We start from the raw sequence: 22,726 nt of genomic DNA, 5'->3' as shown, positions 1-22,726 counted from the left end.
TCTAGGAGGAAACACACATGAAATTAACACACAAATTATGCGCAGCCACACTATTAGCAGTACTAGGAGCAGCAGTGGCATTACCAAATGCTGCACAAGCAGCAGATGATCCATTTAATTGGTTCGGAAAAGGAACAATCAACTTTAGTGAAGATGATGGAGAAGACCAAACAGTTGATCCAACAGACCCAACAAAACCGATCGATCCTGAAAATCCAATCACAGAACCACCAGTTAACCCAGCTAAAGGACCTTTGAAAGTGATTTCTTTAACTGATTTGAATTTTGGAAATAATAAAGTAACACCAGCTTCAGGTAATGGATGGGAATATACTGCCAAAGCTGCCGAAGTTGTCTATAAAGATGGAACAAAAGTAGTAAGTCCAAACTTTGTTCAATTTAAAGATACACGTGCAGATAACCAACCAAATAAACATACATTAACAGCAAAAGCGACAAAATTTACCAATACAGAAAAACAAGAACTAAAATCAGCGCAATTAAAATTTGGTAATGTGAAGCTAGTCAGTACTGCGGATCAAAATCAAGTAAATATAGCCGGTGTACCTGCAACGCAAGTCGTTGAAACAGATGGTACAACGCCAACAACCTTTGTTACACAAGATACAGCAGATAAAGGATTTGGTCAATTTGTTCTCCAATTTGGTGATATTGCGGACGGCACTGAAGCAGATTCTGTTAAATTATGGGTTCCTTCAACAGGAAACAAATTATCAACAAGCAGCGGCTACTCTTCAATAATCACTTGGACAATCGCTGACGCAAGATAATAAAGTGAAGAGTGTGAACAAGTCCACCATAGTTGGTGAACTTGTTCATTTTATAAAAGAAGGGACAAAATAGAATGAAAAAAAGTTTTTTAATTTACTTGATGATTATTTTATACATAGGAACAAATCTTTATTTCTTCCCTACAACAGGATTAGCTACTGAAGATGAGGGCAGTGGGTTTACGTACAAAATCATTCAACCTGAAAATCAACATAATAAAGCAGTCGGCTATTACGATTTGCGGATGACACCAGGTCAGGAACAAACGATCACGATCAAAATGAATAACAGTTCCTCAGAAGAAATCACCGTAGAAGTCGCACTAAATAGCGCTAAAACGAACACAAATGGCGTTATCGAATATGGTCCTTCAAAACTAGAAAAAGATAAGTCACTAAAATATGATTTTGCTGATCTAGTAAAGGGTGAAAAAACCGTTAAAATTCCGGCTAACCAAAGTATTGATTACCAATTAAACATAAAAATGCCAGATTCTCAATATGACGGAGTGATTTCAGGCGGAATCTATATGATTCAAAAAGGGCAAACAGAAAGCCAAGAAGCGATGATCAAAAATGAATATGGTTATTTAGTCGGCATGATCTTAACGGAAACAGATACGGCACTAAAACCAGAACTTAAACTCAATACAGTATTTGCTGAGCAACAAAATTATCGTAATGCGGTTTTTATCAATTATTCAAATACAAAACCTGTCTATGTGGATGATATGACAGTAGATGTTCAAATTATGAAAAAAGGTTCAGACGAAGTGTTATACGATACCAAGCAAAATAAAATGAGAATGGCACCTAACTCACAAATTAATTTCCCCGTTTTGATGAATGGCGAAAAAATGGTTGCAGGTGACTATCGTGCTCATATTTTAGTCACCACTGAAAATAACGGCAAGTGGGAATGGGAACAAGAATTTAAGATCACCGATGAAGAAGCCGATAAATTCAACCAAGAAGATGTCAGTTTATTACAAGAGAGTCGAGTAAATTGGACGACGATCATGTTGATTGTGTCAGGAGTATTAGGACTTACTGTGATCCTATTCTTTGTGGTTCGCTTCTTTAGGAAAAAGAATAAGAAAAAAGCGAAAAAGAAGAAATCAGTTAGTAAAAAGAATAAAGGAACTAAAAAGCGCTAAATTTAAATTTTTTTAATAATCAAAAAAGTGGCAGCACCAAAGCAGACCATTGCTAAAACTGCCAATCACTGGGGGATAGAAAAATGTCGATACTAGATTGGCTATTCATCGGGATACTTTCAACAGCTATCCTCTGTATGATTTTTTCAATTGTTTGTTTGATTTCGTATTTTTTAACAAAAAAAGCACGCCTTAAATTAAAACAACTTCGGCCAAAAAATAAAAAAAAGCGTAGAATTCTTAAAAAGAAAGCGCGTATGTTACTGAAAAAAGGGAAAAGAGAAATTCAATTAGGGCTGACATTCTTCCTCTTAGGGACAGTCTTAGCAAGCGGAGCCGCATTTTCCCGCTACCACCAAGCAACAAATTTAGGGGATCGTGATTCGGACGGTATTGTAGAAGGATATTATTTATTAAATAAAACATCAGAACAATTAGCATTGACGCAAGAAACATCAAATGTTGAGAAAACGAAAAAAAACTTACGTGAATTAGCTGCAAAGCTATCTGGTTTTGGAATTCGCTATGCGGATCCGAGACTGACAGTGGAAGGTCAACAATTGCTCAATCGCTATTATTCACAAATGAAAGAGCTCGGTCTAAACTTGAATAACCAATCAGTCGAAAGTTTGCAAGAAAAAACAACTTATGAAAATTACTTAGCAGATATCAAAAAAGTTCAAACGATCCAGAAAAAAGTCTTTACGTATTTCAACGTGAACGAAACGGCGTTGAAACAAAAGAAATAAAGGATTTAAGAAATGACTGTGAGACTAAATGAGTAGCAAAAAAAAATCCAATAATAGGAAAAAACAAAGGAAGAAAAATAGCAAAAAGCGATTTCTTCAAGAAATCAGCAAAGAACTAGGCATCACGTTTTTGATTGTGTTCTTATTATTGTTTATTCTTTCAAACGTCGTTTTTGCGTTGCCTAAAAATGAAGGCTATGGCATGCGGGAAGCGTTAAATGATGGAGACCGCGTTTATGTGGATCGATTGGGGAAGCCAAAGCGTTTTTCATTGATTTATTTTAAGCAACCAGATGGAAATGGCACCTCGATTCGCCGAGTCATTGGGTTGCCAGGTGAGCGGGTAAGGTATCACAATGATGAACTTTATATTGATGATCGATTAGTCGTAGAGCGTTTTTTACAGAAAAAGTTAGTGCAAGCTAAATTGGCTGATCAAGTGATTACGGAAGATTTTGATTCAATCGACATTATGGAAACAAATAACGGTATGATTCCAAAAGGAAAATACCTTGTGCTTGGTGACAATCGCAATTATGCGACAGATAGTCGTTACTATGGATTGGTTGACGAACAAGCAGTGATCGGGAAAGTAGAATTACGCTTATCGCTATTTCAACTGTTGAGAAAATGATAATCATCATAATAGAAAAAGATACACAGGGTTGGTTTAATCGTTGTAATAAGCGATTGACATAAAAAAATAGTAACAAGAGGGAGATTTTTTATGAAAAAAATTAGTCAGTATGTTATTGCATCAACCGTTTTAATGGGCGTAGGATTCAGCGCAGCAGTTGCTCCAAAAGCTGCATCAGCAGAAAGTAATGTACAAAGTAAAGCAACAGTGGGCCTTAAATTTAAAGGGGCCGACGATATAACGGTCGCTATGGGGGAGAAATTCAATCCTAGAGCAGGTGTTACATTGGTATCAAGTAAGGGAACAGTTAGTCCAAATGCGCAAATTTTCGTTTCAAACAATAGCCTGAATCTTAATAAAGCTGGCACGTACGACTTAACGTATGTTGCTTTTGATGGTCAAGGAGATTATATTTTTAAAAATAGAAAAGTGACCGTAACAGCTCTGACTGACAACAAACCAGAATTAAAAGCGACGGGTCAAGTTGTTTTTAGAGGAACGTCATTCAACCCATTAAGTTATGCAACTGCTTGGGATGCAGAAGACGGCGATATCAGTAAAAATATCAAAGTCAGTAGTCATGTGAATATGTCCGTTTCTGGTATGTACTCAGTAAATTACAGTATCACAGATTCAGCTGGGAATTCTGATAGTAAAACAATTAATGTTTATGTGATGTAAGCTAGAAGATTGTAAAGTTGCTGATATCAAGAAAGATGTTAGGAACTGAAAAAGAGTGGCTAGGATGATCATATATCCTTAGCCATTCTTTTTCAGTTGTTTTACCTGTTTTCTATTGTTTAGTTTCAGAGTAAAGAATGGTTGATCTGTGTACTTTCAATAAGTGTGGAATTGTGTGTGTGTTCCAAACTATGTATTAAATTGTTGGTATTTTAAATATCAGAAAAACGAATTGTAACTATTCAAAATCACTATTGTTTTTTCTAAAATAAAAGCCCTATAATAAGTGTATAGTATAACAAGTAGGGAGAAGACAATGGTTACAGAAGTAAAAAAGAAGCGAGAACAATTGAATTTAACGCAACAAGAGTTAGCAGATATGTTGTATGTAACGAGACAAAGTATTTCAAATTGGGAAAATGGAAAGAGTCATCCGAATAGTGATATTTTGAAACAGTTAAACAATATTCAGTTAAGCTATAAAAAATAAGAACAATGGTTTTAAACAAGAAAAACAAACAGCTGTTTATCTAGTAATAGTAAAAAAATGGTTGGGTTGTTTCTAAAGTGATAAACAGCTGTTTGAAATTCGCAGGTTCTGCAGGCCTGCGAACTTTTTATTTAACGACCCATCTTCCGCCAGACGGATTGCTAAGAATACGGATAGACTAAAAAACAATCGTTACGATGCACCATTCAATCATGTAAACTTAAGAAATTTTTTATTTATCTGTTCTAACCCATTTATACGCATTGACTTGGCTGCCTTTTTTGATTGAAGGGGCAACATATGGTAGTGATCGATCCTAGTAAATCCGCTCGCAAGCACCAATTGGTAGAATACCAATACGAAAATATCGTATTGAAAAAGGAGAGAGCGGTGCTTGCTATTTATAAAAAGAGCGAAAAAATACGGCATTAGCTACCAACTAATACCGTGCAAAAGTGCAACAAATAACCACCAACTACTTCAATACACTAAAATCTGTAAAAAGTACTAGTATTTCTTACAAAAATTGAGTAAAATGAAAGAGTCGATATGCAAATATTGACTAGGGCAACTTATATTATTAGTTTACGCTGATAATATGAGGCTCTGTACGAGGATGTCCGTCCTTTTACAGAGTGCCTTTTTATTTTGTTTTTCGCTCTAATTACCTGATTTTAAACACAAAAAAATGATATTAGTCAGCTACTAATACCATGAAGCGTTCGTTAAATAACCATTCACTATCATTATTGAATAAGTAAAAAAGAATGGAAATCTGTTCTTACTTTTAGTACAATAAGATTAGTCAATAAGAAATTATTGGCGAGGCAACTTGTATTATTAGTTTACGCTGATAATACAGGGCTCTGTTTAGAAGATGTCCGTCTTCTGACAGGGCGCCTTTTTTTATTTTATGTTGTAAATTTATTCTAACTTAAAGAGGTTGGAATAGTCAATAGAATATCGTGAAAGAATTCAAATAGTCAAAACTGTCCAAAAAACAGGACAAGTTTGATAAATGAGGGAGAATTTTTTTGGATTTACTTGCGTTGGTGAACGAATATAAAAACAAAGTATATCCAGTTTTTATATTTGACGCATTAAAATAGCGAGGAATAATCCCCACTATTTATAGCATTTAAAAATGAGCTGTGTGTTACTTTGGCAAGTAAGATGGTTTAAACACCTGAAAACAGCCTGCCAGTTTTTTACTGGCATAATCTACATTAGAGAGGTATGTTAACGCATATCTCTCTTTTCATTGTGATAAAAAGGCTTAAAGTGAAAACGGATTACGTACATATTGATTGTTTTTTTGTCTGATTGCAAAAAAATGAAAAGCAATCCGGAGCGGTAATAGTTAAAGTAGTGGTAAACGTCGTAGGATCTTTATTAATCGTGTAGCGAACGTTTTTGTACTGTTTAAGACTTCTTGAAAGAATAGCAAGACCTATGTCTTTATGATTCTTTTTAAAAATCGATAGATAGATTTTATCATCCAGAGGTAGATAAGAATTAGCCACAGTAATCGTTGTGCTAGTATTATCTTTAGAAAAATGGATTTGAACTTGCGGCGTTTCTCTTTGTTCAACGGCCTCAAGCGCATTGTCTAGTAAGAATGATAAAATGCGTATCAGGTATACAGTGCTGATTTCTATATCCACGATTTGATTCCAGACTTATAGGTCAAGCGCAATATTTTTTTCAAGACAATGACTGACAAAATTATTTAATAGCCCTTGAACGGATGGGGTTTCGATTAAGGGCATGGCGTGAAACAGACTTGGGCTAAGAATCTCTGTAGAAAAATCGGTAATAACTTTCACTAAATCAATTGCTTTGTCAGCTTCTAAAATGTAGAAATTGGTTTTGATTATTCACCCCAGCTTTAAGTTCTAATATCCTTTTTGTAAAACTATTTTTCAATAAAATACAAATATTATTATGGTGAAAAGTGATTATATCATAAAAGTATGATGGTAAGCGCTTGCAAGTGTGTTCCTTAAAAAGTACTTAAATGGTAAGTTAATGTTATTAAAAGATTTTACCCCTTTGCCGTTTTCTGATGGATCCAAAGCGCTATAAAAAAATCTGGTTTTCTTACTTCATTCCTTCTTTCTTAGCAGGTGGCGCTTCTATGAGTAAAGAGATCGGAATTTGGAATCTACCTGTCAAAACGATGGTTGATGTCAATGATACGAGTTGATATGGTAGTATCTCATTCTTTTACTTTGGACTGACTGGTTTGTTTTTTTCCTCTTTTATTTTTTAGCACTGACTTCATATACTGTATAGGTTTTTGTTTATGCTGCGAGTGTTTTATTGTCCAATCGGCGTCGTTATGAGTATCTAGATCATTGGTCATCAGGGGTGACTTTGCTATTGTTACTTCTATGATATGGAGTTAGGTCTATCAAAAGGGAAAGTGAAGCGTCAGTTTATTTGGTGCAGTATTGTGCGGAGTCTCTTATGGCAGAATGACGTTGAAGTAGACCAATGGGCAACAGCAGAAAAATTATTTTATTTAGTAATGATGAGGAAATGTAAGGAAAGAAACAAGTCTCACAATCAATGCGCATTTACTTTAATGAAAATCGGGAAATGCGATAAATTTATGGTGTGGTTGTCGACTATACAGAATAATAGTGAATAAAAACTAAATAGAAGGTTGACTCTACTCAAGAGTGATGATTTTTATTTCACTAGAAAAAGGAGAGTATGTTATGAAAAAAATGATTTTGTTTTCGGCAGTATTATCTTTAACAATTTTCGGGGGGCTGTTGTCTTCTAATACAGAAGCTTCAGCAAAAACAGTTGTAACAACAAGTCAAAATAGAGATGTTGAATTCAATCTATTAGTAACAAAAGCGGGAGATGTAAATCTTCAATTATACAACGTTCGAGCAATTAGTATTAATCAATTCAATTCTAATCTTATAAAAATTGGGCTTCATATGAATAAAGCACAATTAATTCAATTTATAAACGTTTCACAACCTATCATTGATAAATATGAGGATGAACGTTTGAATAACATGGACTATCTAAAAAAAGAAGCAGCTACTCTTTTAACTAAGATGCGTCATTATGGCTTTGTTTCTGAAAGTGAGTTTTGGGATCAAGTGATAGTAGTTAGTTCAATGGAGAAAGCTGAGTTGAGAAGCTGGGTTCTTGAGCACCGGACTTCATTTGTTTAATTATTAAGTAGCATCAGACTCTAGAGTAGAGTCAACCTTCTGTTTAGATTTTAGGATCAAGCTTTTTTTAAAGGAGTGATCCATACTGTGAGATTCTTTTTATTTGAATTGTAGAGATAAAAAAATGTATCAAAATTGATCCAGGAATGTTTTATTTAGAAGAAAATGAAAGTATATCGATAGAGAGTTATAAGAATGTTGACAGGTTGTCTCTATAAATTTTTTCTATAATAATCATTACTAGGGAATATACAGTCTGAAAGTGACATTATCACAGATTGCTGGGAATATCGCTGTGGTTTTTAAAAATCAACGGTTGGCATCCATAAGAACAGCTAAACAGTCTAATTTCACAATCCATCATAAATTTTCTAGATAACCAAATTTCTTATTCTTTCATCAAGTTTGAAAAATCAAAGATCATACTATCAATCTGAGGAAACTAAAAACAATTAGATTAATCCCCATCCAGCAGAATTTTAATTTAGTTACTTTTCCCGTGAGAGAAGACTAAGTTGATTAAAAAAGGATATCATTTTTAGTGTGAAAACCAAGTGGACTTTGACCATATTTGTTTTCGGTGGAAATGCTTTATTAACAAGAGCTAGTTCGTACAATAACTTTAAACAGCATGCATAAATTTTCAAACATTTAACTTATTTTTAAGGTCCTCTGTCAAAGTCTGTGAAAAATTTATATTCTCTTTTTCGGCTAAGTCGTTGATCCATTCTAGAATCGCTGTATTTTTTCTTACAGATTTTGAATGAAATTTTCTTCTATATTCATTTAGATCTAACGTGATCATTAAGACGAAATTCGTTTCATTGTCTAATTTTATTTTTCTTGGATCAGATGTGGTAGGCAATTCTGTTTTATTATAAATTGCCAAACCCAAAGTTTCTTGAGCCATGTCTACAGCATGATCGATACCATTGCCGAATGTCATTACTTCTGGAACATCAGGAAATGTAACGTTATAGTTATTTCCTTCTTGATTAAAAATTGCTGGGTATACAACTAGACTACTCATTTTAGTTTAAAGAGAAATAGCTAGTTAATCTAATAATGCCAAATAGTCAAATGATTCTAAAAATCAGGCTAAATTTGATAAAAACATCAAGTTCCCCCAATTTTTCCTTGCCAATAGCAAAATTGAGAAAGTCAAAAAAATAAAAACCTAGAGGCGATTTCCTCTAGGTAATGTTTTACTTCATAAACTTCACATTCTGAACGAACGCTTCTAACTCTTCTCTACGTTCAATATTATGATTACATTTCTCACTGTCATAGCAAATATAATTCCCACGCTTTGTGTACATACCATCACCAGATTCTTTCACCTTAGACAGAAACATCGAAACTTCTGATGTTTCATGACAAATCGGGCAGATGCCTTTTTGAGTCGTAGGAGCAATCGTTCCTGAAACGCCGACTAGCTGTCCATCGATTGAAGCGATAATAAATTTCTGCTGTTTTCCACTATCATTCCAACTATAAAAAGTATAATCTCTCAAATCCATTGTTTCCCAGTCTGGAATTTTCAATTTCTTCGTCTTTTTAAAGAGCTTTGTCAGTTGTTGTTTTGAAGGCGGATCAAACGGAATAACCGCTTCTTTTAACCCTTCCAAATACTGTTCCAGTCTAGGCTTAGAAGTCGCAGCTTCTAAAAATCCTTCTAGCAATGGCTGTAACGGATCTTTATCTGCACCAAACTGTTCATTGATTTTCTCAAGAACGATCGCTTGTAGTGTTTTGATTGTATTTTTATCATTTACAGATAAATGAGCTTGTAGCAAAATATTGGCTTGTTTTCTAATAAAATTAAATTGATATGGTTGTATTTGTTTTGTCATAATGGATTTCCTCTCTATCATTCAAGTGATAAAGTACTTTGCGTAAAGGCAATCCTTCAACAACCAAAGCACTTTATTATGTCAAACCTGAATGGGCTTTTGAATGAGATACGTGTGTTTGTTTAAGTATCATATTATCACCCCCCTAAATAAAAGCGAAACGAGCTCGTTCAACCTTGACAGAAAAATAGGAAAAATTGAATGTGACGTTTTTTGTCACAATCCATTTTTATCTTTCTTTCGAAAGGTTAGCTCGTGTAGCTAGATAACGTATAAGTAGATATATTATAACGCAAACACGTAAAATTATAAATTGGTATAGCAAAAAAGCAATTGGTTCAGTTGAAAAACCATAAAGAGTAAGCTAAACTAAAACATGGCGCTATTTTAAATCGAACTAAACTATTGAAAATAAAACAAATTTTAGGAGTGAAGCAATTGGAAAACAGATATGTCATTATCCTCGCTGCTGGTAAAGGAACACGTATGAAATCAAAACTTTATAAAGTGTTGCATCCTGTCGCTGGAAAACCAATGGTAGAGCACATCATGGACCAAGTCGAAAAAACGAATCCAAGTGAAGTTGTCACAATCGTAGGGCATGGGGCAGAGGCAATCAAAAGCCATTTAGGTGAGCGTAGCCAATATGCTTTACAAGCAGAACAATTAGGAACAGGACATGCTGTGTTGCAAGCAGAATCGCATTTAGCAGGAAAAAAAGGAACGACTCTTGTTATTACAGGAGATACACCGCTTTTGACTTCCGAAACATTAGCGAACCTTTTTGATTACCATCAAGGTAAAAACGCAAGTGCGACGATTTTAACAGCGCATGCGGAAGATCCAACTGGATACGGTCGTATCATTCGCGATCATGTAGGGATCGTTGAAAAAATCGTGGAGCAAAAAGATGCGTCAGAACAAGAAGCTCGTGTTCAAGAAATCAATACTGGAACATTCTGTTTTGATAATGAAGCCTTGTTTAATGCTTTATCTAAAATCAATACCAACAATGCCCAAGGGGAATACTATTTAACAGATATTATTGAGATCCTTAAAAAAGAAGGTAAAACTGTCGCGGCCTATCAAATGGCTGATTTTGAAGAAGCGATGGGAATCAATGATCGTGTGGCCTTAGCTGAGGCGAATAAAATCATGCACCGTCGTTTGAATACGATGCATATGAGAAATGGTGTATCATTTGTCGATTCTGACTCAACGTATATTGACGAAGGTGTCGTGATCGGTTCAGATACAGTGATTGAAGCTGGTGTGCATTTAAAAGGGAAAACAGTGATCGGTGATGATTGTTTTATTGGTTCCCATTCTGAAATCGTTGATAGTGTAATTGAAGATAATGTGAAAATCACCCAATCAGTTGTCGAAGAAAGTATTATTCGCAAAGATGCGGATGTAGGGCCATTTGCGCATATCCGTCCAAAAGCTGAAATCGGCGAACGTGTTCACGTTGGTAATTTTGTGGAAATCAAAAATGCAACGGTGGCAGAAGATACTAAAGTCGGTCATCTTACTTATGTTGGGGACGCTGACTTAGGTAAAAATATTAACGTTGGCTGCGGTGTAGTTTTTGTGAACTATGATGGCAAAGACAAACATCGGACTAGCATTGGCGATCATGCATTTATTGGGTCAGCGACAAACTTGATTGCTCCTGTGAATGTTGCAGCGAATTCAGTTATCGCAGCAGGTTCAACGATTACGGATGATGTGGCAGAATTTGACTTGGCAATTGCTCGAGCAAGACAAGTGAATAAAGAAGGCTATGGGAAGAATATGCCTTATATGAATAACGAGAAGTAAAGAATAAAAAGAAGATAAATGCTGATATTTTGGCATTCATCTTCTTTTTTATTTGTTTTATCATGTCTGCAAAACATTATTCTTACTTAATATTAAAAATCATACATATTTTTATAGTTATTGTTTTCTTTTTATGTCATAATTAATTATAAGTGTAACATGAAGAAAATAATATGTTGGTTTGTAGCATGTTAAAGGAGTGAACTTATGGCATACCATACCTATGAATTCTTAAAAAAGCGACGAAATGATCCTAAATGGCGAGAGGCGTATATTTCTGCAAGAAACAAAAAGATTATTTCTTTTTTGGTGTTAGGGAATTTGTTTTTTTGGGGCGCTATTCTGTGGAGATATATTGAACGCAATGATATAGACGTGATGAGTTATATTTATGAGCTCAAACAAAGAATTATAGATCAAATAAACTAACATTTATAAAGAAAAGTGTTAACGAGAAACAATCAGAAAGAGCGTGGATGTATAAAAAAAGAAAACCATTATTCGCCAAATATATTAGAAGACAAAAAAGAGAGCTAAGCAGGTGGCTAGCTCTCTTTTTTATCTATCCTATTTTCCGCTTTCGGTTATATTTATAAAAACTATAACTTGAAAGACCAATGATAAGTAACCCTAAACTTCCATAAGTAACAATCGTTTCACCCATCTTTGGATAATCTGCTGTTTTTCCAACAGGTTTTGCTGCTTTTATCTCATCTGGTTTTGTTATAATTGGATCTTTTGGATCTGGGTTTGGTACAGGTTTAGGTTTGTTTTTCTTATTAAACTCAGCTTCTGAAATAGAAATGATCCGTTCACCTGGAAAGGGTTCTTTGTATTGTGCGAGATCGATATTTGTTGCGGCATCGTATAGACGAATGTTTGTTCCTTGTTTTAGATGATCGATCAAAACGGTATCTAAAGAAGGTCCTTCCTCACGCTCACCACCTAACATATCGTAGCCATCACCACCAGCTGCCAGAAAATCATTCGTTGCCATATGATAAGTGGCTTTTTCATCGATTGGTGCAAATTTTCCAGTCTTGCGGTCTTGAATTTCAATTTGTAAGATTCGTTCACCGATGATGGTTTTGTCTGTTCCGTTTCCTTCATCTGCTGGCAGTAGAGAGCCTTTTTTCGTTGAATCATAGTGTACACGAATGGTACTTGAAACATGAAGGAAACCACCATTTGCCCCTAGTTTCGGTTGGTTGTATTCATCTAAAATTACTGTACCATTTTCGTCTTTTTGCACCATTGAACGAAGCGAAAGTTCAAACATTTCTTTAACTTGACTACCTGTCACTTTTATCTGAGAAATACTATTACCAAAAGGCATAACAGCAATGACATCACCTAACGTCACTTTACCTGGTTCAATATTTGCTCGAATACCGCCGCCATTTGTTACAGCGAAATCGGTTTTATTTTTGAAGCCTTGCTGTCCGTAAGTTAACATCGCATCGCCAATCAGATTCCCCAAATTCGTTTCTCTGGTTCGCACATTGTCGCGTTCTCCGTTAAATTGATAAGGATTATTTTCAATCACGACTTCTGATCCCCAAGCTTCAAAGTTCGCTCTAGCTTGATCAACTAATGCTTTAACTGGAGGATTTTCTTCTAGCGTTGCTAAAGTGTCTGCTGGTGTTAGTGAGGCGGTCTTTTTACTAAGGTCTGTCAAATTAACGTTAACTAAACCGACATTGTTTAGATAATTTCCAGTTTGTGTGTACATCACGTTTCCAAATTGTTTTCCGCCATCAACGGCTGTATGTGAATGTCCATCCAAAACGGTGATATTTAAATCAGGGAATTCTTTGCTTAGTGTCTCAGCCAAAGTATCGCCACGCCATTCGTGAGGAGTGGTTTCGTCGATGCCTAGATGCCCCGTCACAACGTATGCAGTGATTGTTTCGCCTGAATTTTTGATTGATTCGATTGCTTTTTTAGTTTCGATGATTGGGTCAGCAAAAGTCACACCTATCACATTGTTTGGATGGGTTTTTGTGGCTGTTTCAGGTGTTGTTACGCCGATAACTGCATATTTATTGTCGTCTTTTTCTAAGACTGTATAGGGTTCAAAAACTAATTGTCCATTTTGGAATGTATTATTGGATAAGATTGGGAAGTTTAACTCGTCTTTATATTCCAATGCAGTTTTTAAACCAAAATCAAATTCATGATTCCCAACAGCCATCGCATCGTAGCCAACTTCATTCATTACTTTGACCATATCTTTCCCTTTAGAGAAATTAGAAATCGGCAAGCCTTGGAACGCATCACCAGCATCGATCAAGAGGTCTGGATTGATCGCGTTTTTATAAGTCTTCAAACGTGCCATACCTAAGACGTCTTTTCCGTTTCCTTCCAAACGTCCATGCACATCATTGGTATGCATGATTGTGATTGATTCTGAATCAGGCTGATAACCTGCGTTGCGCACATCTTGTTTCGTGATTGGTTTGACGTTAGGTGTCCGACCATCGGCAGCAGGTTGTGTCTGTAAGGTACCATCATTCACTAGTTTAACAGCTAGATCACGCCAATTTTTATTAAAATGATAACCGATCAATTCCCAGTTGTGCTCGATTTCTTGTGCCGGATCAAGAGTTTGTTTTTCACGGATATAATCAGCAATTAATCCGCGTAATGTTTCAGGATCAGTGGATTTGATTGGTTCCCCTGTAACGATTCCTTGCGTTAGTAAACCTTCATAACGGTAATTATTCATAGCAATCGTATAGTTTGCTGTAAGGTCAACTGGTTTTCCGTCGATTGTTGGATTGATAATTCGTTCACCATGCGGTTTAGAAATATCGATCTTATAAGAAATTCCAGAAAAAATATCATAGTTATACACACGGATTTTTTCATTAAAGCTGATTGTTAGATCATCTGGACCAGGCGTGTTGTAGTAATCTGCTTGATTTTCCATGTATTTTAGTAGATTTTCTCCAGTAATGTTGACACTGACCAGTGTGTTAGGGTATTTGTAAATATCAAAAATATTAGAATAAGAAATATCGCCTGCGTTTAATTTACTATCCGCTTTAAAGAGAGCAGAGGCAGCAAGTTGTGCGCCGGTTGCTTTTCGTTGCACATTATTGATCAGAGAAATCATCGCAGTCGGACGAAGTTGTGCTTCTGGAATTCCTTTTACTTCTTCAGCGGGTAAAAAGTTTCCAGTTGCTGTTCCGATTTTTTCAGAGATAAATTCTCTCGTTTTGTTATGGTATTCTTGAGTTTCTTTTTTTAATGCTTCGTCAGCTGGAACAGTCTTGGTACTTACAATTGTTGGATTACTATTTTTAACGTGCCATTTATCGGCAGTTTTTTCGACATCAAGATCGATTTTGACCATTTCTGTTCCGGTATCTTTAGGTCCTGCTACTGGAACAGGGCCATTTGGTCCTTGCACTTGTTCTGCAAAAGAGCGATGATCGTGTCCCAAAATATAGGCGTCAATACCAGCAACTTTAGTGATGACCTCATCAGCACTTGAAGCAGGATCAGAGCTTTGACGTCCAGCATGCATCGAAGCGACAATGATATCAGTCTCATCTTTTAACTCCGCTACGGCTTTTTCTGCTTCTTCTCTTAAAGGATTAAAATACAGGCTGTCTACTTTAGCACCGTCCCATAATGGAATTTGTGGCGTTGTCAGCCCAATGATACCGACAGTCAAATCCTTCTTTCCATCTCCATCTAGGTCAATGTCTTTCTTCATCGTACCACCGACAAAGCGGCTATTTGAGTCTTTTACATAGGTATTCGCAGATAGGATTGGAAACGCTGCTTCAGTATTAAGTTTTTTGATCAAGTCTAATCCAAAGTTAAATTCATGGTTCCCTAATACCATTGCATCATATTTCATATAATTCATCGCTTTGATCATTGGATTTGGTTTATCGATCAAAGGAGCTTTATTATACAAATCATCAGTTAAAATCGTTCCTTGGTTCATATCTCCATTATCGATCAAAATAGTGCCATTCGGATTTTCTAATCGAATATTATTTACGACAGAACTAACTTGAGAAAGCCCTACAGGAGTTTGTTTATCATCTTCATACGACCAGTCCCATAGCTGGCCGTGAACATCTGAAGTGCCTAAAATGGTAAGTCTCTGCGAGGTCTGAACCTTATCAGTTGGCGTAGTGGTATCTTGTTCATCCGATAATGTTGTACTTGAAACAGTAGTACTTTCTGGTTGCGTTGATTCTCCAGTTTGCTGCTCGATCGCTAACGCAGTAGTGGCGCTGGTACCTGCTAATAAAGTTGAAACCATCAATACTTGAAACCCGTGTTGTACTTTTTTCAAAACAGACTTTTTCACAAAATTCCTCCTTAAATTTAAAGCGTAGCGGGCTCGTTCAGTCGAGACTAGCCCGCGAAGCTAGATAGTGACAATGTTCAACAGTTTCTGCGAAACTAGATAATACACAGCGCAATGTTCATAATTAAATACAAAAAATAATGCGCTTTCATTTTTGTGTCTTCCTAAATAGTAATATATTTCTTGTCTGTTGTCATTAGGAAATGCTCTGATTTTTCAAAAGAAAATAACAAAAACCACATATTTTGACTACTTTCATTTTTTTCGCGTGAAGACTTGCTGATTTTTATTAGAAAATCGTATTAATTTAGAGGAATGCCTCAAAATCACTTGATTTATTTTGAAAAAGTGACTACTATTTATAAGGAAACTATTGTTCAGTAAAAGAAAGTGGAGGTCCTCATGTCAAAACATTATTTTGATCCTAGATTGAAAATCTTTTCTCTTAACTCGAATCGTCCATTAGCAGAAAAAATCGCTGCTGCTGTCGGTGTAGAATTAGGAAAATCTTCTGTCACGCAATTCAGTGATGGTGAAATTCAAGTAAATATTGAAGAAAGTATTCGTGGTTCTCACGTCTATGTCATCCAATCAACAAGTAGTCCAGTCAATGATAATTTGATGGAATTATTGATCATGATCGATGCCTTAAAACGTGCAAGTGCAAAAACAATTAACGTTGTGATGCCTTACTATGGTTATGCACGTCAAGATCGTAAAGCTCGTGCTCGTGAACCAATCACAGCGAAACTTGTAGCAAATATGCTTGAAAAAGCAGGAGCAACTAGAATGTTGACATTAGATCTACATGCCGTTCAAATTCAAGGATTCTTCGATATTCCTGTGGATCACTTAATGGGCGCTCCATTAATTGCAGATTACTTTATGGAACATGGCATTCAAGGAGACGATGTTGTCGTTGTTTCTCCTGACCATGGTGGTGTGACACGTGCCCGCAAACTTGCGGAATATTTGAAAGCACCGATTGCAATCATCGACAAACGTCGTCCCAAAGCGAATGTTGCTGAAGTAATGAATATTATTGGACATGTAGAAGGCAAAATCTGTGTCTTGATCGATGACATGATCGACACAGCTGGGACAATTTCATTAGCTGCTAATGCGTTACAAGAAGCTGGCGCAAAAGAAGTGTATGCTTCATGTACACACCCTGTTTTATCAGGACCAGCTTTACAACGTATTGAAGATTCTGCCATCAAACGGTTAGTTGTAACAGATTCTATCTATCTTTCTGATGATCGTAAAATCGATAAAATCGATGAAATCAGTGTTGGTGAATTAATTGGTGATGCCATCAAGCGTATCCATGAAAATAAACCCGTTAGTCCATTGTTTGAAACAAAACGTCGTTAAAAGCAAATGACCAAAAATGACAGACATCTTTTTTCTGTATGTAAAAATACAGAAAGAGGATGTCTATTTTTTTGCTAAAAAATATCAAAATTAGTTTTATAACTGGAAAATATTGGTTTTTATCTTTTTTTATTAACGAACAATCGTTTAATATTCGACAATAGTAAGAGGAAAACGGTTTATTTTTTTTACATAGAAAGAAGTAGTAAAAGAATTGACTTCTCAAAAGAATCGCAAGTTCATCTTTCGACAATGAGCGGAAAAAAATAATTCTGAGCTGCAAAATTTAATGATATGCTAAATTTAATGAGCAAAATCTTGTAATACATAGACAAATAGAAATGGTAAAGGAGTATTCATGAAAAGAGAAAAATATGAAATTTTAGGTTTAACGATGCAATTAGTCGTTGTAGCAATTGCATTAGTCTATTACTTTTTCATTTATAGATAGACAAAAATTTAATTAGAAGGAAGGTAAATCAATGTTTGTTAGAATAAAAAGAAAACTTGGCGGCGTGCTAGTCCCCAAAAATAAATGGTTAACAAAGCTAGAATCAATTAAAGATCTAAACGCCCCAGGTAGGATTATCTTACCAATGAATATGCATATCGGTAAACCGGCAAAGATCGTTGTTTCCACAGGGCAAACGGTGAAAATCGGTACACTGATCGGTGCCAAAGATGGCATGATTTCAGCCAACATACATAGCTCAGTTTCAGGAACGGTTGAAAAAATCGAACAGAGAATCATTGGCGTAAACGAAGTATCCGTTGTGGTCATTAAAAATGATTTTAAAGATACATATGAACTACCGCAAGCAAGTAGTGAAAATTTAGTGGAAATAATCAAAAACAACGGAATCGTCGGGATGGGCGGCGCTGGTTTTCCGACAGATGTAAAATTTCTTTTGAAAGAACATCAGTACATGGAAACATTGATCATTAATGCGGTCGAGTGTGAACCATTTGTTACGGCCGACAGAAGAATTATTATTGAGCAAATGAATGATTTTATTGCAGGAATCAGTATGCTTCAAGAAATGATGTCGATCAAGCAATGTGTGATTGCGATAGAAAGCTCATCAGAAGAGGCAATCAGAAACTTGGAAGCTAAAATCGACAATGAGCAAATCAAGCTAAAAATTTTACCGAATCATTATCCCCAAGGAGCTGAAAAAATTGTTATTAAAGCAGTTCTTGGAAAAGAACTACCAGCTGGGAAATTACCGATTGATTTAAATGTCGGAATCATGAATGTCTCAACGGTATTCGCTACATTTCATGCGTTGAAGGAAAATCGACCATTGATCGATCGTGTTGTGACTGTATCAGGCACACCGATCAAGCATCCTCAAAACTTACGTGTGAGAATTGGTACACCAATCGAGAATGTCATTGAAGCGTGTGGTGGTTTTGTTGAAAGCCCGATGAAATTGATTAATGGTGGGCCGATGATGGGAAAAGTAATCCAAAATTTAGATGAGCCAGTAACGAAAACAACCTCATTGATCCTTGCGTTGACTAGAGAGGAAGCAAACATTCCAGAAGAACAAAATTGTATACGCTGTTCAGAGTGTGTCAATGCTTGCCCAGTCAATTTACAACCGATTTCTATCAGTAATGCGTATCGAGCAGGTAATATCGAAGAAACAAAACGCTTAGGGGTTCTGAATTGTATCGATTGTGGTGCCTGTTCGTATATTTGTCCATCAAAAATCGATATTTTAGGTGATATCCGAGCGGCGAAGCAAAAAGTATTGGAGAGTCGATGATGATAAATAAAGAATATACAAGTACTGGACCGTTTATGGGTCCTCATATTAGAGAAAAATGGACCTCTCAGTGGATCATGCAGCAAGTGTTGATTGCTTTAGTATTTCCAACAATTGCGGCTGTTTACTTTTTTGGATTATGGTCTTTAGTGATGGTGATTGTAAGTATTGTTGCCTGTGTGGGACTTGAGTTTGCTTTTCAGAAAATTGTTTGGAAGAAAGTGACGATAACGGACTACAGCGCAGTGATCACAGGGTGGTTGTTAGCTTTGACCTTACCAGTTACAGCTCCTTTGTGGACGTTGCTTATTGGTGATTTTATTGCAATTATTGTTGTGAAACAATTGACTGGCGGAATTGGCAGAAATTGGCTAAATCCAGCAGTGGCAGCTCGTGTCTTATTGAAATTATTCTTTTCACCGTGGATCACGAATTGGGTCACACCGCAACCGGATGTTGTAGCAACTGCGACACCATTAGCTGATTTAGGGAATTTTGCGAGAGAGGTTTCTCCGACAACGCCAGATTTAGTTGATTTGTTTATGGGTTTTGGGTTAGGTGGTCCGATTGGAGAAACGTGTAAGTTTGCTTTGCTTTTATCAGGAATTTATTTGATTGCACGTAAAATCATCAATCCGTTGGTTCCTGTTTTGACACTAGGATCATTTTATAGTGCAATGCTATTATATAGTGGATTTGATTTCTCATTTGCTAATGCTCATTTGCTAAGTGGAGCATTGATTTTTGCTGCTGTCTTTATGGTGACGGATTACACGACTTCACCATTGACGGATAAAGGAAAGTATATTTTTGCGATAGGCTGTGGTGTATTAGCAGCAATGCTTAGAATATGTATTGATCTACCTGGTGGAATCGGTGTGGCGATCTTGGTGATGAATTTATTGACACCTTTGATTAATAAATATACAGTATCAAGGATTTATGGGGAATGATATTTTCTAAAAAAAGATAGCAAGTTCTGTAACAGAAAACGGCTATCTTTTTTCTTTTTATTTTATTTCAATCATCCCTTATCCAAAGAGGCGATTTGCTCCCCATACAACTTCCCATCATACATCTTGAAAAACGGATAATAACAAACAATCGAAACCGCCAAATTAATCAACGCAATCAACACCGCTCGAAAATCGCCACCAGTTCCCAGAAATGCTCCAATTCCCACAGGCGAAATCCAAGGAATTCCAGTCGTCACTTTATTCACGAAACCAACAGAAGAAGCAAAGTAGGCAATCGTCACATTGATCAAAGGTGTTACAATAAATGGAATGATTAAATAAGGATTGTAAACAATCGGTGCCCCAAAAATCACAGGTTCATTGATATTAAACAAGCCAGGAAGCACAGCCGCCTTACCAAGCACTTTAAGTTGGTCTGATTTTGCCACAAAAATCATCAGTAAAACTAAACCAAGTGTACTACCAGCGCCACCGATAAAGATATACATATTAATAAAATCTCCAGCAAAAATATTGGTTCCGCCATTCACATTTTCAGTCAATGCAACTAATAAAATTGGATTGATAAAACTATTTTTAATAACGGCAGTTCCATGGACCCCAACAGCCCACAGCAGATGAATCAATAGCATAATCACAATGATTCCTAACCAAGAGCCCGTTAGATCTTTAACGAACTCAAATGGTTTTGACAATAATCCATGTAAATCAGTATGGAACACCGCTAAAATTGTATTGATAAATAACATCACAAACGCAATAAAAATAGCAGGAATCAATGAAGCAAAAGCTTTACTTACACCATCAGGAACCCCTTCAGGCATTCGAATGGTAATCTTCTTTTTCACACACCAACGATAAATTTGAGTCGCAATTACAGCTGTGATAATCCCGATAAAAATCCCAACACCACTAAAACGAGTGACCCAACCACCAATTGCGATCCCATTATAAACAATCGATGTTTCACTTTCTGATTGAATCAGCTGGGCACCGCCATCAACGATGTCTGTTTGTACAATCGTCATCAAAAAGGCAAACAATCCTAAAATAGCCCCAACAAAGCTACTCAGCCCCTCACTTTCTTCTTTCCGATAAATATCGGTTAAATAATAAGCAGTCGCCAAACAGTAAAAAATGGCGATCGAGCCGATCGACATGGTGGTAGCCACACTATAAATCGGAGCAAATTTCAAAATAGTATTTTCAAAAAATGGTGCTAACGGTGGAATAATCTGCGGTAAATTATTGATGATCAGGAAAATCGATCCGACGATCGTAAACGGTACCGTAATGATCCCGGCTTGCATAATCGCTCGAATAAAGTGCAAGTTCGCAACTTTATTCAAAGGCGGCATCAATTTTGTTTCTAAAAAAGTAAATACTTTATTCATTTTTTTCTCCTTTCTTTAAGAGGGCAGTTGATTCGTTTTGATCAAGGATTGGTACCAATAAAAACTATCTTTTTTATAACGAGCGAGTTCTTTTTCATCTTGCTCTGTGCGATCTACATAAATAAATCCATAACGCTTGCTGATACCTTCATGAACACTGATCAAGTCGATTGCTGACCACGGGCTGTATCCAATCAAGTCAACACCTGCTTCAATGGCTTGTAAGCATTGAGCAATATGTTGCTCTAAATAGTTGATACGGTAAGGATCGTGAATTTTACCATCTGCTGTTAATTCATCTTTTGCTCCTAAACCATTTTCGGTAATAATGATCGGCAAGTGATAGCGATCATAGAGTGTTTGCAACGTGGTTTTTAAACCATCTGGATCGATCGTCCAATTGAATTCATTTTTCTTCAAATGAGGATTAGTGAAGCCTTTATAAAAGCCCCATTCCATAATATCTTCACTTTGTTGATCACTGATCCCGTTTGCCATACCGTCTTTTTCGGTTGGTTTTTCTACAGTGACTGTGGTGTAGAAGTTCATTGCAACGAAATCCGGGAAATTATTTTCCATCAACTCTTGGTCGTCGTTGCCAAATTCAATCGTGATATCATTGCGATTTAAATAGTCTTTAAATACAGCGTTGTATCGGCCAAAACAAGAAAAATCTAGGTAGGCCCAATTACGAACACTATTAAAATAAAGAGCGGCTTGGTTGTCCATTGGTTTGCTCGTTGCTGGATACACAAGAGAAATATTCGGTACAGGACCAATTTGACCACCTTCGATCAATTCATGGCAACGTTTGAAGGCATATTTTTCAGCAATCATTAGATGATGAAATTGTTGATATTTTTCTTGTAGGGGGATTTCTTTCCCTAGAATTTTTTTATCAACTAATAGCATGATGTTTGGCTCATTGATCGTTAACCAATGTTTTACGCGGTCGCCGTATGCTTCAAATAAGGTTTCAGCATATACTTTGAAGGCGTCCACGGTACTACGAACGCTCCAACCTCCTTCATCTTCTAAGGCTTGAGGTAAGTCAAAGTGATTTAAGGTGATATAAGGTTGAATCCCGTATTTTAGTAATTCATCAATAACTGCGTTGTAATGCTGCAAGCCTTTTTGATTGATTTCACCCCGACCATTTGGAAAAATTCTTGTCCAAGCAATGGAGAAGCGGAAGATTTTGATGCCCATTTCAGCCAGTAAACGGATATCTTCTTTGTAATGATGATAATGATCTACAGCCACTTTAAAATCTGCGATTTCATGATTATCTCTTGGTCGTGTATCTTGAACACTTAATCCTTTGCCGTCCGTTTGGTAAGCTCCTTCTGTTTGGTGGGCGGAAATGGACGCGCCCCATAAGAAATTTTCTGGAAATGTATGTGTCATATAAATTTTCTCCGATCATTTTTTTGTAAAGCGTTTTCTTTGTCTTGAAATAAGCGATTGTTTGGATAAATTCAATGCAATCTAAGGAACTGT

17 protein-coding genes are annotated in these 22,726 nt (G+C 36.2%); 11 read left to right on the top strand and 6 right to left on the bottom strand.

What is annotated here, in order from left to right; genetic code table 11:
• Positions 1 to 17 precede the first annotated feature (17 nt).
• The 6 genes from I583_RS13425 (at position 18) to I583_RS16570 (ending at position 4,505) form a co-directional block, all read left to right on the top strand.
• Entirely contained in the window at positions 18 to 791 is a 774-nt protein-coding gene (locus I583_RS13425; protein WP_010761955.1) for a WxL domain-containing protein, read from the top strand.
• Positions 792 to 865: 74 nt separating this feature from the next.
• Entirely contained in the window at positions 866 to 1,948 is a 1,083-nt protein-coding gene (locus I583_RS13420; RefSeq protein WP_010761954.1) for a WxLIP family cell surface protein, read from the top strand.
• Positions 1,949 to 2,031: 83 nt separating this feature from the next.
• Positions 2,032 to 2,697, top strand: coding sequence for a hypothetical protein (locus tag I583_RS13415; protein ID WP_010761953.1), 666 nt, complete (start codon positions 2,032 to 2,034; stop codon positions 2,695 to 2,697).
• A gap of 28 nt (positions 2,698 to 2,725) precedes the next feature.
• Positions 2,726 to 3,331 carry a signal peptidase I gene (gene lepB, locus I583_RS13410; protein WP_010761952.1) on the top strand — a complete coding sequence of 202 codons (606 nt, stop codon included), beginning with the start codon at positions 2,726 to 2,728 and terminating at the stop codon, positions 3,329 to 3,331.
• Positions 3,332 to 3,424: 93 nt separating this feature from the next.
• Entirely contained in the window at positions 3,425 to 4,015 is a 591-nt protein-coding gene (locus I583_RS13405) for an immunoglobulin-like domain-containing protein (RefSeq protein ID WP_010761951.1), read from the top strand.
• Positions 4,016 to 4,331: 316 nt separating this feature from the next.
• Positions 4,332 to 4,505: a helix-turn-helix transcriptional regulator gene (locus I583_RS16570; protein WP_010761950.1), complete on the top strand. Its 174-nt coding sequence runs from the start codon at positions 4,332 to 4,334 to the stop codon at positions 4,503 to 4,505.
• A 1,292-nt stretch (positions 4,506 to 5,797) separates the two neighbouring features.
• On the opposite strand, the gene I583_RS13400 is transcribed toward I583_RS16570, so the two are convergent.
• On the bottom strand, positions 5,798 to 6,169 hold the full coding sequence (locus tag I583_RS13400) for a GHKL domain-containing protein (RefSeq protein ID WP_010761949.1): 372 nt from the start codon (positions 6,167 to 6,169) through the stop codon (positions 5,798 to 5,800).
• Positions 6,170 to 7,228: 1,059 nt separating this feature from the next.
• On the opposite strand from I583_RS13400, the gene I583_RS13390 reads away from it, so the two are divergent.
• Entirely contained in the window at positions 7,229 to 7,702 is a 474-nt protein-coding gene (locus I583_RS13390) for a hypothetical protein (RefSeq protein ID WP_010761948.1), read from the top strand.
• Between the two features lie 643 nt (positions 7,703 to 8,345).
• Here I583_RS13390 and I583_RS13385 read toward each other — a convergent pair.
• Positions 8,346 to 8,732, bottom strand: a complete 387-nt coding sequence (locus tag I583_RS13385) for a type II toxin-antitoxin system HicB family antitoxin (RefSeq protein WP_010761947.1) — start codon at positions 8,730 to 8,732, stop codon at positions 8,346 to 8,348.
• Positions 8,733 to 8,907: 175 nt separating this feature from the next.
• Entirely contained in the window at positions 8,908 to 9,555 is a 648-nt protein-coding gene (locus I583_RS13380) for a FusB/FusC family EF-G-binding protein (protein ID WP_010761946.1), read from the bottom strand.
• Between the two features lie 438 nt (positions 9,556 to 9,993).
• On the opposite strand from I583_RS13380, the gene glmU reads away from it, so the two are divergent.
• The gene (gene glmU, locus I583_RS13375; protein WP_010761945.1) at positions 9,994 to 11,376 is read left to right on the top strand and encodes a bifunctional UDP-N-acetylglucosamine diphosphorylase/glucosamine-1-phosphate N-acetyltransferase GlmU; all 1,383 of its coding nucleotides are present in this window, start codon (positions 9,994 to 9,996) and stop codon (positions 11,374 to 11,376) included.
• A gap of 562 nt (positions 11,377 to 11,938) precedes the next feature.
• Here the strand turns inward: glmU and I583_RS13365 are convergent.
• Positions 11,939 to 15,709 carry a 5'-nucleotidase C-terminal domain-containing protein gene (locus I583_RS13365; RefSeq protein ID WP_010761943.1) on the bottom strand — a complete coding sequence of 1,257 codons (3,771 nt, stop codon included), beginning with the start codon at positions 15,707 to 15,709 and terminating at the stop codon, positions 11,939 to 11,941.
• Between the two features lie 402 nt (positions 15,710 to 16,111).
• Here I583_RS13365 and I583_RS13360 point away from each other — a divergent pair, with 402 nt between their 5' ends.
• The 3 genes from I583_RS13360 to I583_RS13350 all read left to right on the top strand — a co-directional run bounded on the left by I583_RS13360 (position 16,112) and on the right by I583_RS13350 (position 19,808).
• Entirely contained in the window at positions 16,112 to 17,083 is a 972-nt protein-coding gene (locus I583_RS13360; protein ID WP_010761942.1) for a ribose-phosphate diphosphokinase, read from the top strand.
• 482 nt (positions 17,084 to 17,565) lie between these two features.
• Positions 17,566 to 18,855: an electron transport complex subunit RsxC gene (rsxC, locus tag I583_RS13355; RefSeq protein ID WP_010761940.1), complete on the top strand. Its 1,290-nt coding sequence runs from the start codon at positions 17,566 to 17,568 to the stop codon at positions 18,853 to 18,855.
• On the top strand, positions 18,855 to 19,808 hold the full coding sequence (locus I583_RS13350; RefSeq protein WP_244264884.1) for an RnfABCDGE type electron transport complex subunit D: 954 nt from the start codon (positions 18,855 to 18,857) through the stop codon (positions 19,806 to 19,808). The genes rsxC and I583_RS13350 overlap by 1 nt, the downstream gene beginning before the upstream one ends.
• Before the next feature lie 71 nt (positions 19,809 to 19,879).
• On the opposite strand, the gene celB is transcribed toward I583_RS13350, so the two are convergent.
• Together celB and I583_RS13340 are read right to left on the bottom strand one after the other, a co-directional pair.
• Positions 19,880 to 21,226, bottom strand: coding sequence for a PTS cellobiose transporter subunit IIC (celB, locus tag I583_RS13345; RefSeq protein WP_010761938.1), 1,347 nt, complete (start codon positions 21,224 to 21,226; stop codon positions 19,880 to 19,882).
• A gap of 15 nt (positions 21,227 to 21,241) precedes the next feature.
• Complete coding sequence (locus tag I583_RS13340; RefSeq protein ID WP_010761937.1) at positions 21,242 to 22,633, bottom strand: glycoside hydrolase family 1 protein; 1,392 nt, start codon at positions 22,631 to 22,633, stop codon at positions 21,242 to 21,244.
• Positions 22,634 to 22,726: the final 93 nt, after the last annotated feature.

The organism is Enterococcus haemoperoxidus ATCC BAA-382 (assembly GCF_000407165.1).
GTDB lineage: Bacteria > Bacillota > Bacilli > Lactobacillales > Enterococcaceae > Enterococcus_L > Enterococcus_L haemoperoxidus.
Note: the sequence above shows the minus strand (reverse complement) of the source record. Positions and strands in the feature narration are given on the sequence as shown.

Coding starts and splice junctions, on each gene's coding strand:
- I583_RS13425 (WP_010761955.1), top strand. CDS start 18: ATGAAATTAACACACAAATTATGCGCAGCCACACTATTAGCAGTACTA.
- I583_RS13420 (WP_010761954.1), top strand. CDS start 866: ATGAAAAAAAGTTTTTTAATTTACTTGATGATTATTTTATACATAGGA.
- I583_RS13415 (WP_010761953.1), top strand. CDS start 2,032: ATGTCGATACTAGATTGGCTATTCATCGGGATACTTTCAACAGCTATC.
- lepB (WP_010761952.1), top strand. CDS start 2,726: ATGAGTAGCAAAAAAAAATCCAATAATAGGAAAAAACAAAGGAAGAAA.
- I583_RS13405 (WP_010761951.1), top strand. CDS start 3,425: ATGAAAAAAATTAGTCAGTATGTTATTGCATCAACCGTTTTAATGGGC.
- I583_RS16570 (WP_010761950.1), top strand. CDS start 4,332: ATGGTTACAGAAGTAAAAAAGAAGCGAGAACAATTGAATTTAACGCAA.
- I583_RS13390 (WP_010761948.1), top strand. CDS start 7,229: ATGAAAAAAATGATTTTGTTTTCGGCAGTATTATCTTTAACAATTTTC.
- I583_RS13385 (WP_010761947.1), bottom strand. CDS start 8,732: ATGAGTAGTCTAGTTGTATACCCAGCAATTTTTAATCAAGAAGGAAAT.
- I583_RS13380 (WP_010761946.1), bottom strand. CDS start 9,555: ATGACAAAACAAATACAACCATATCAATTTAATTTTATTAGAAAACAA.
- I583_RS13360 (WP_010761942.1), top strand. CDS start 16,112: ATGTCAAAACATTATTTTGATCCTAGATTGAAAATCTTTTCTCTTAAC.
- rsxC (WP_010761940.1), top strand. CDS start 17,566: ATGTTTGTTAGAATAAAAAGAAAACTTGGCGGCGTGCTAGTCCCCAAA.
- I583_RS13350 (WP_244264884.1), top strand. CDS start 18,855: ATGATAAATAAAGAATATACAAGTACTGGACCGTTTATGGGTCCTCAT.
- celB (WP_010761938.1), bottom strand. CDS start 21,226: ATGAATAAAGTATTTACTTTTTTAGAAACAAAATTGATGCCGCCTTTG.
- I583_RS13340 (WP_010761937.1), bottom strand. CDS start 22,633: ATGACACATACATTTCCAGAAAATTTCTTATGGGGCGCGTCCATTTCC.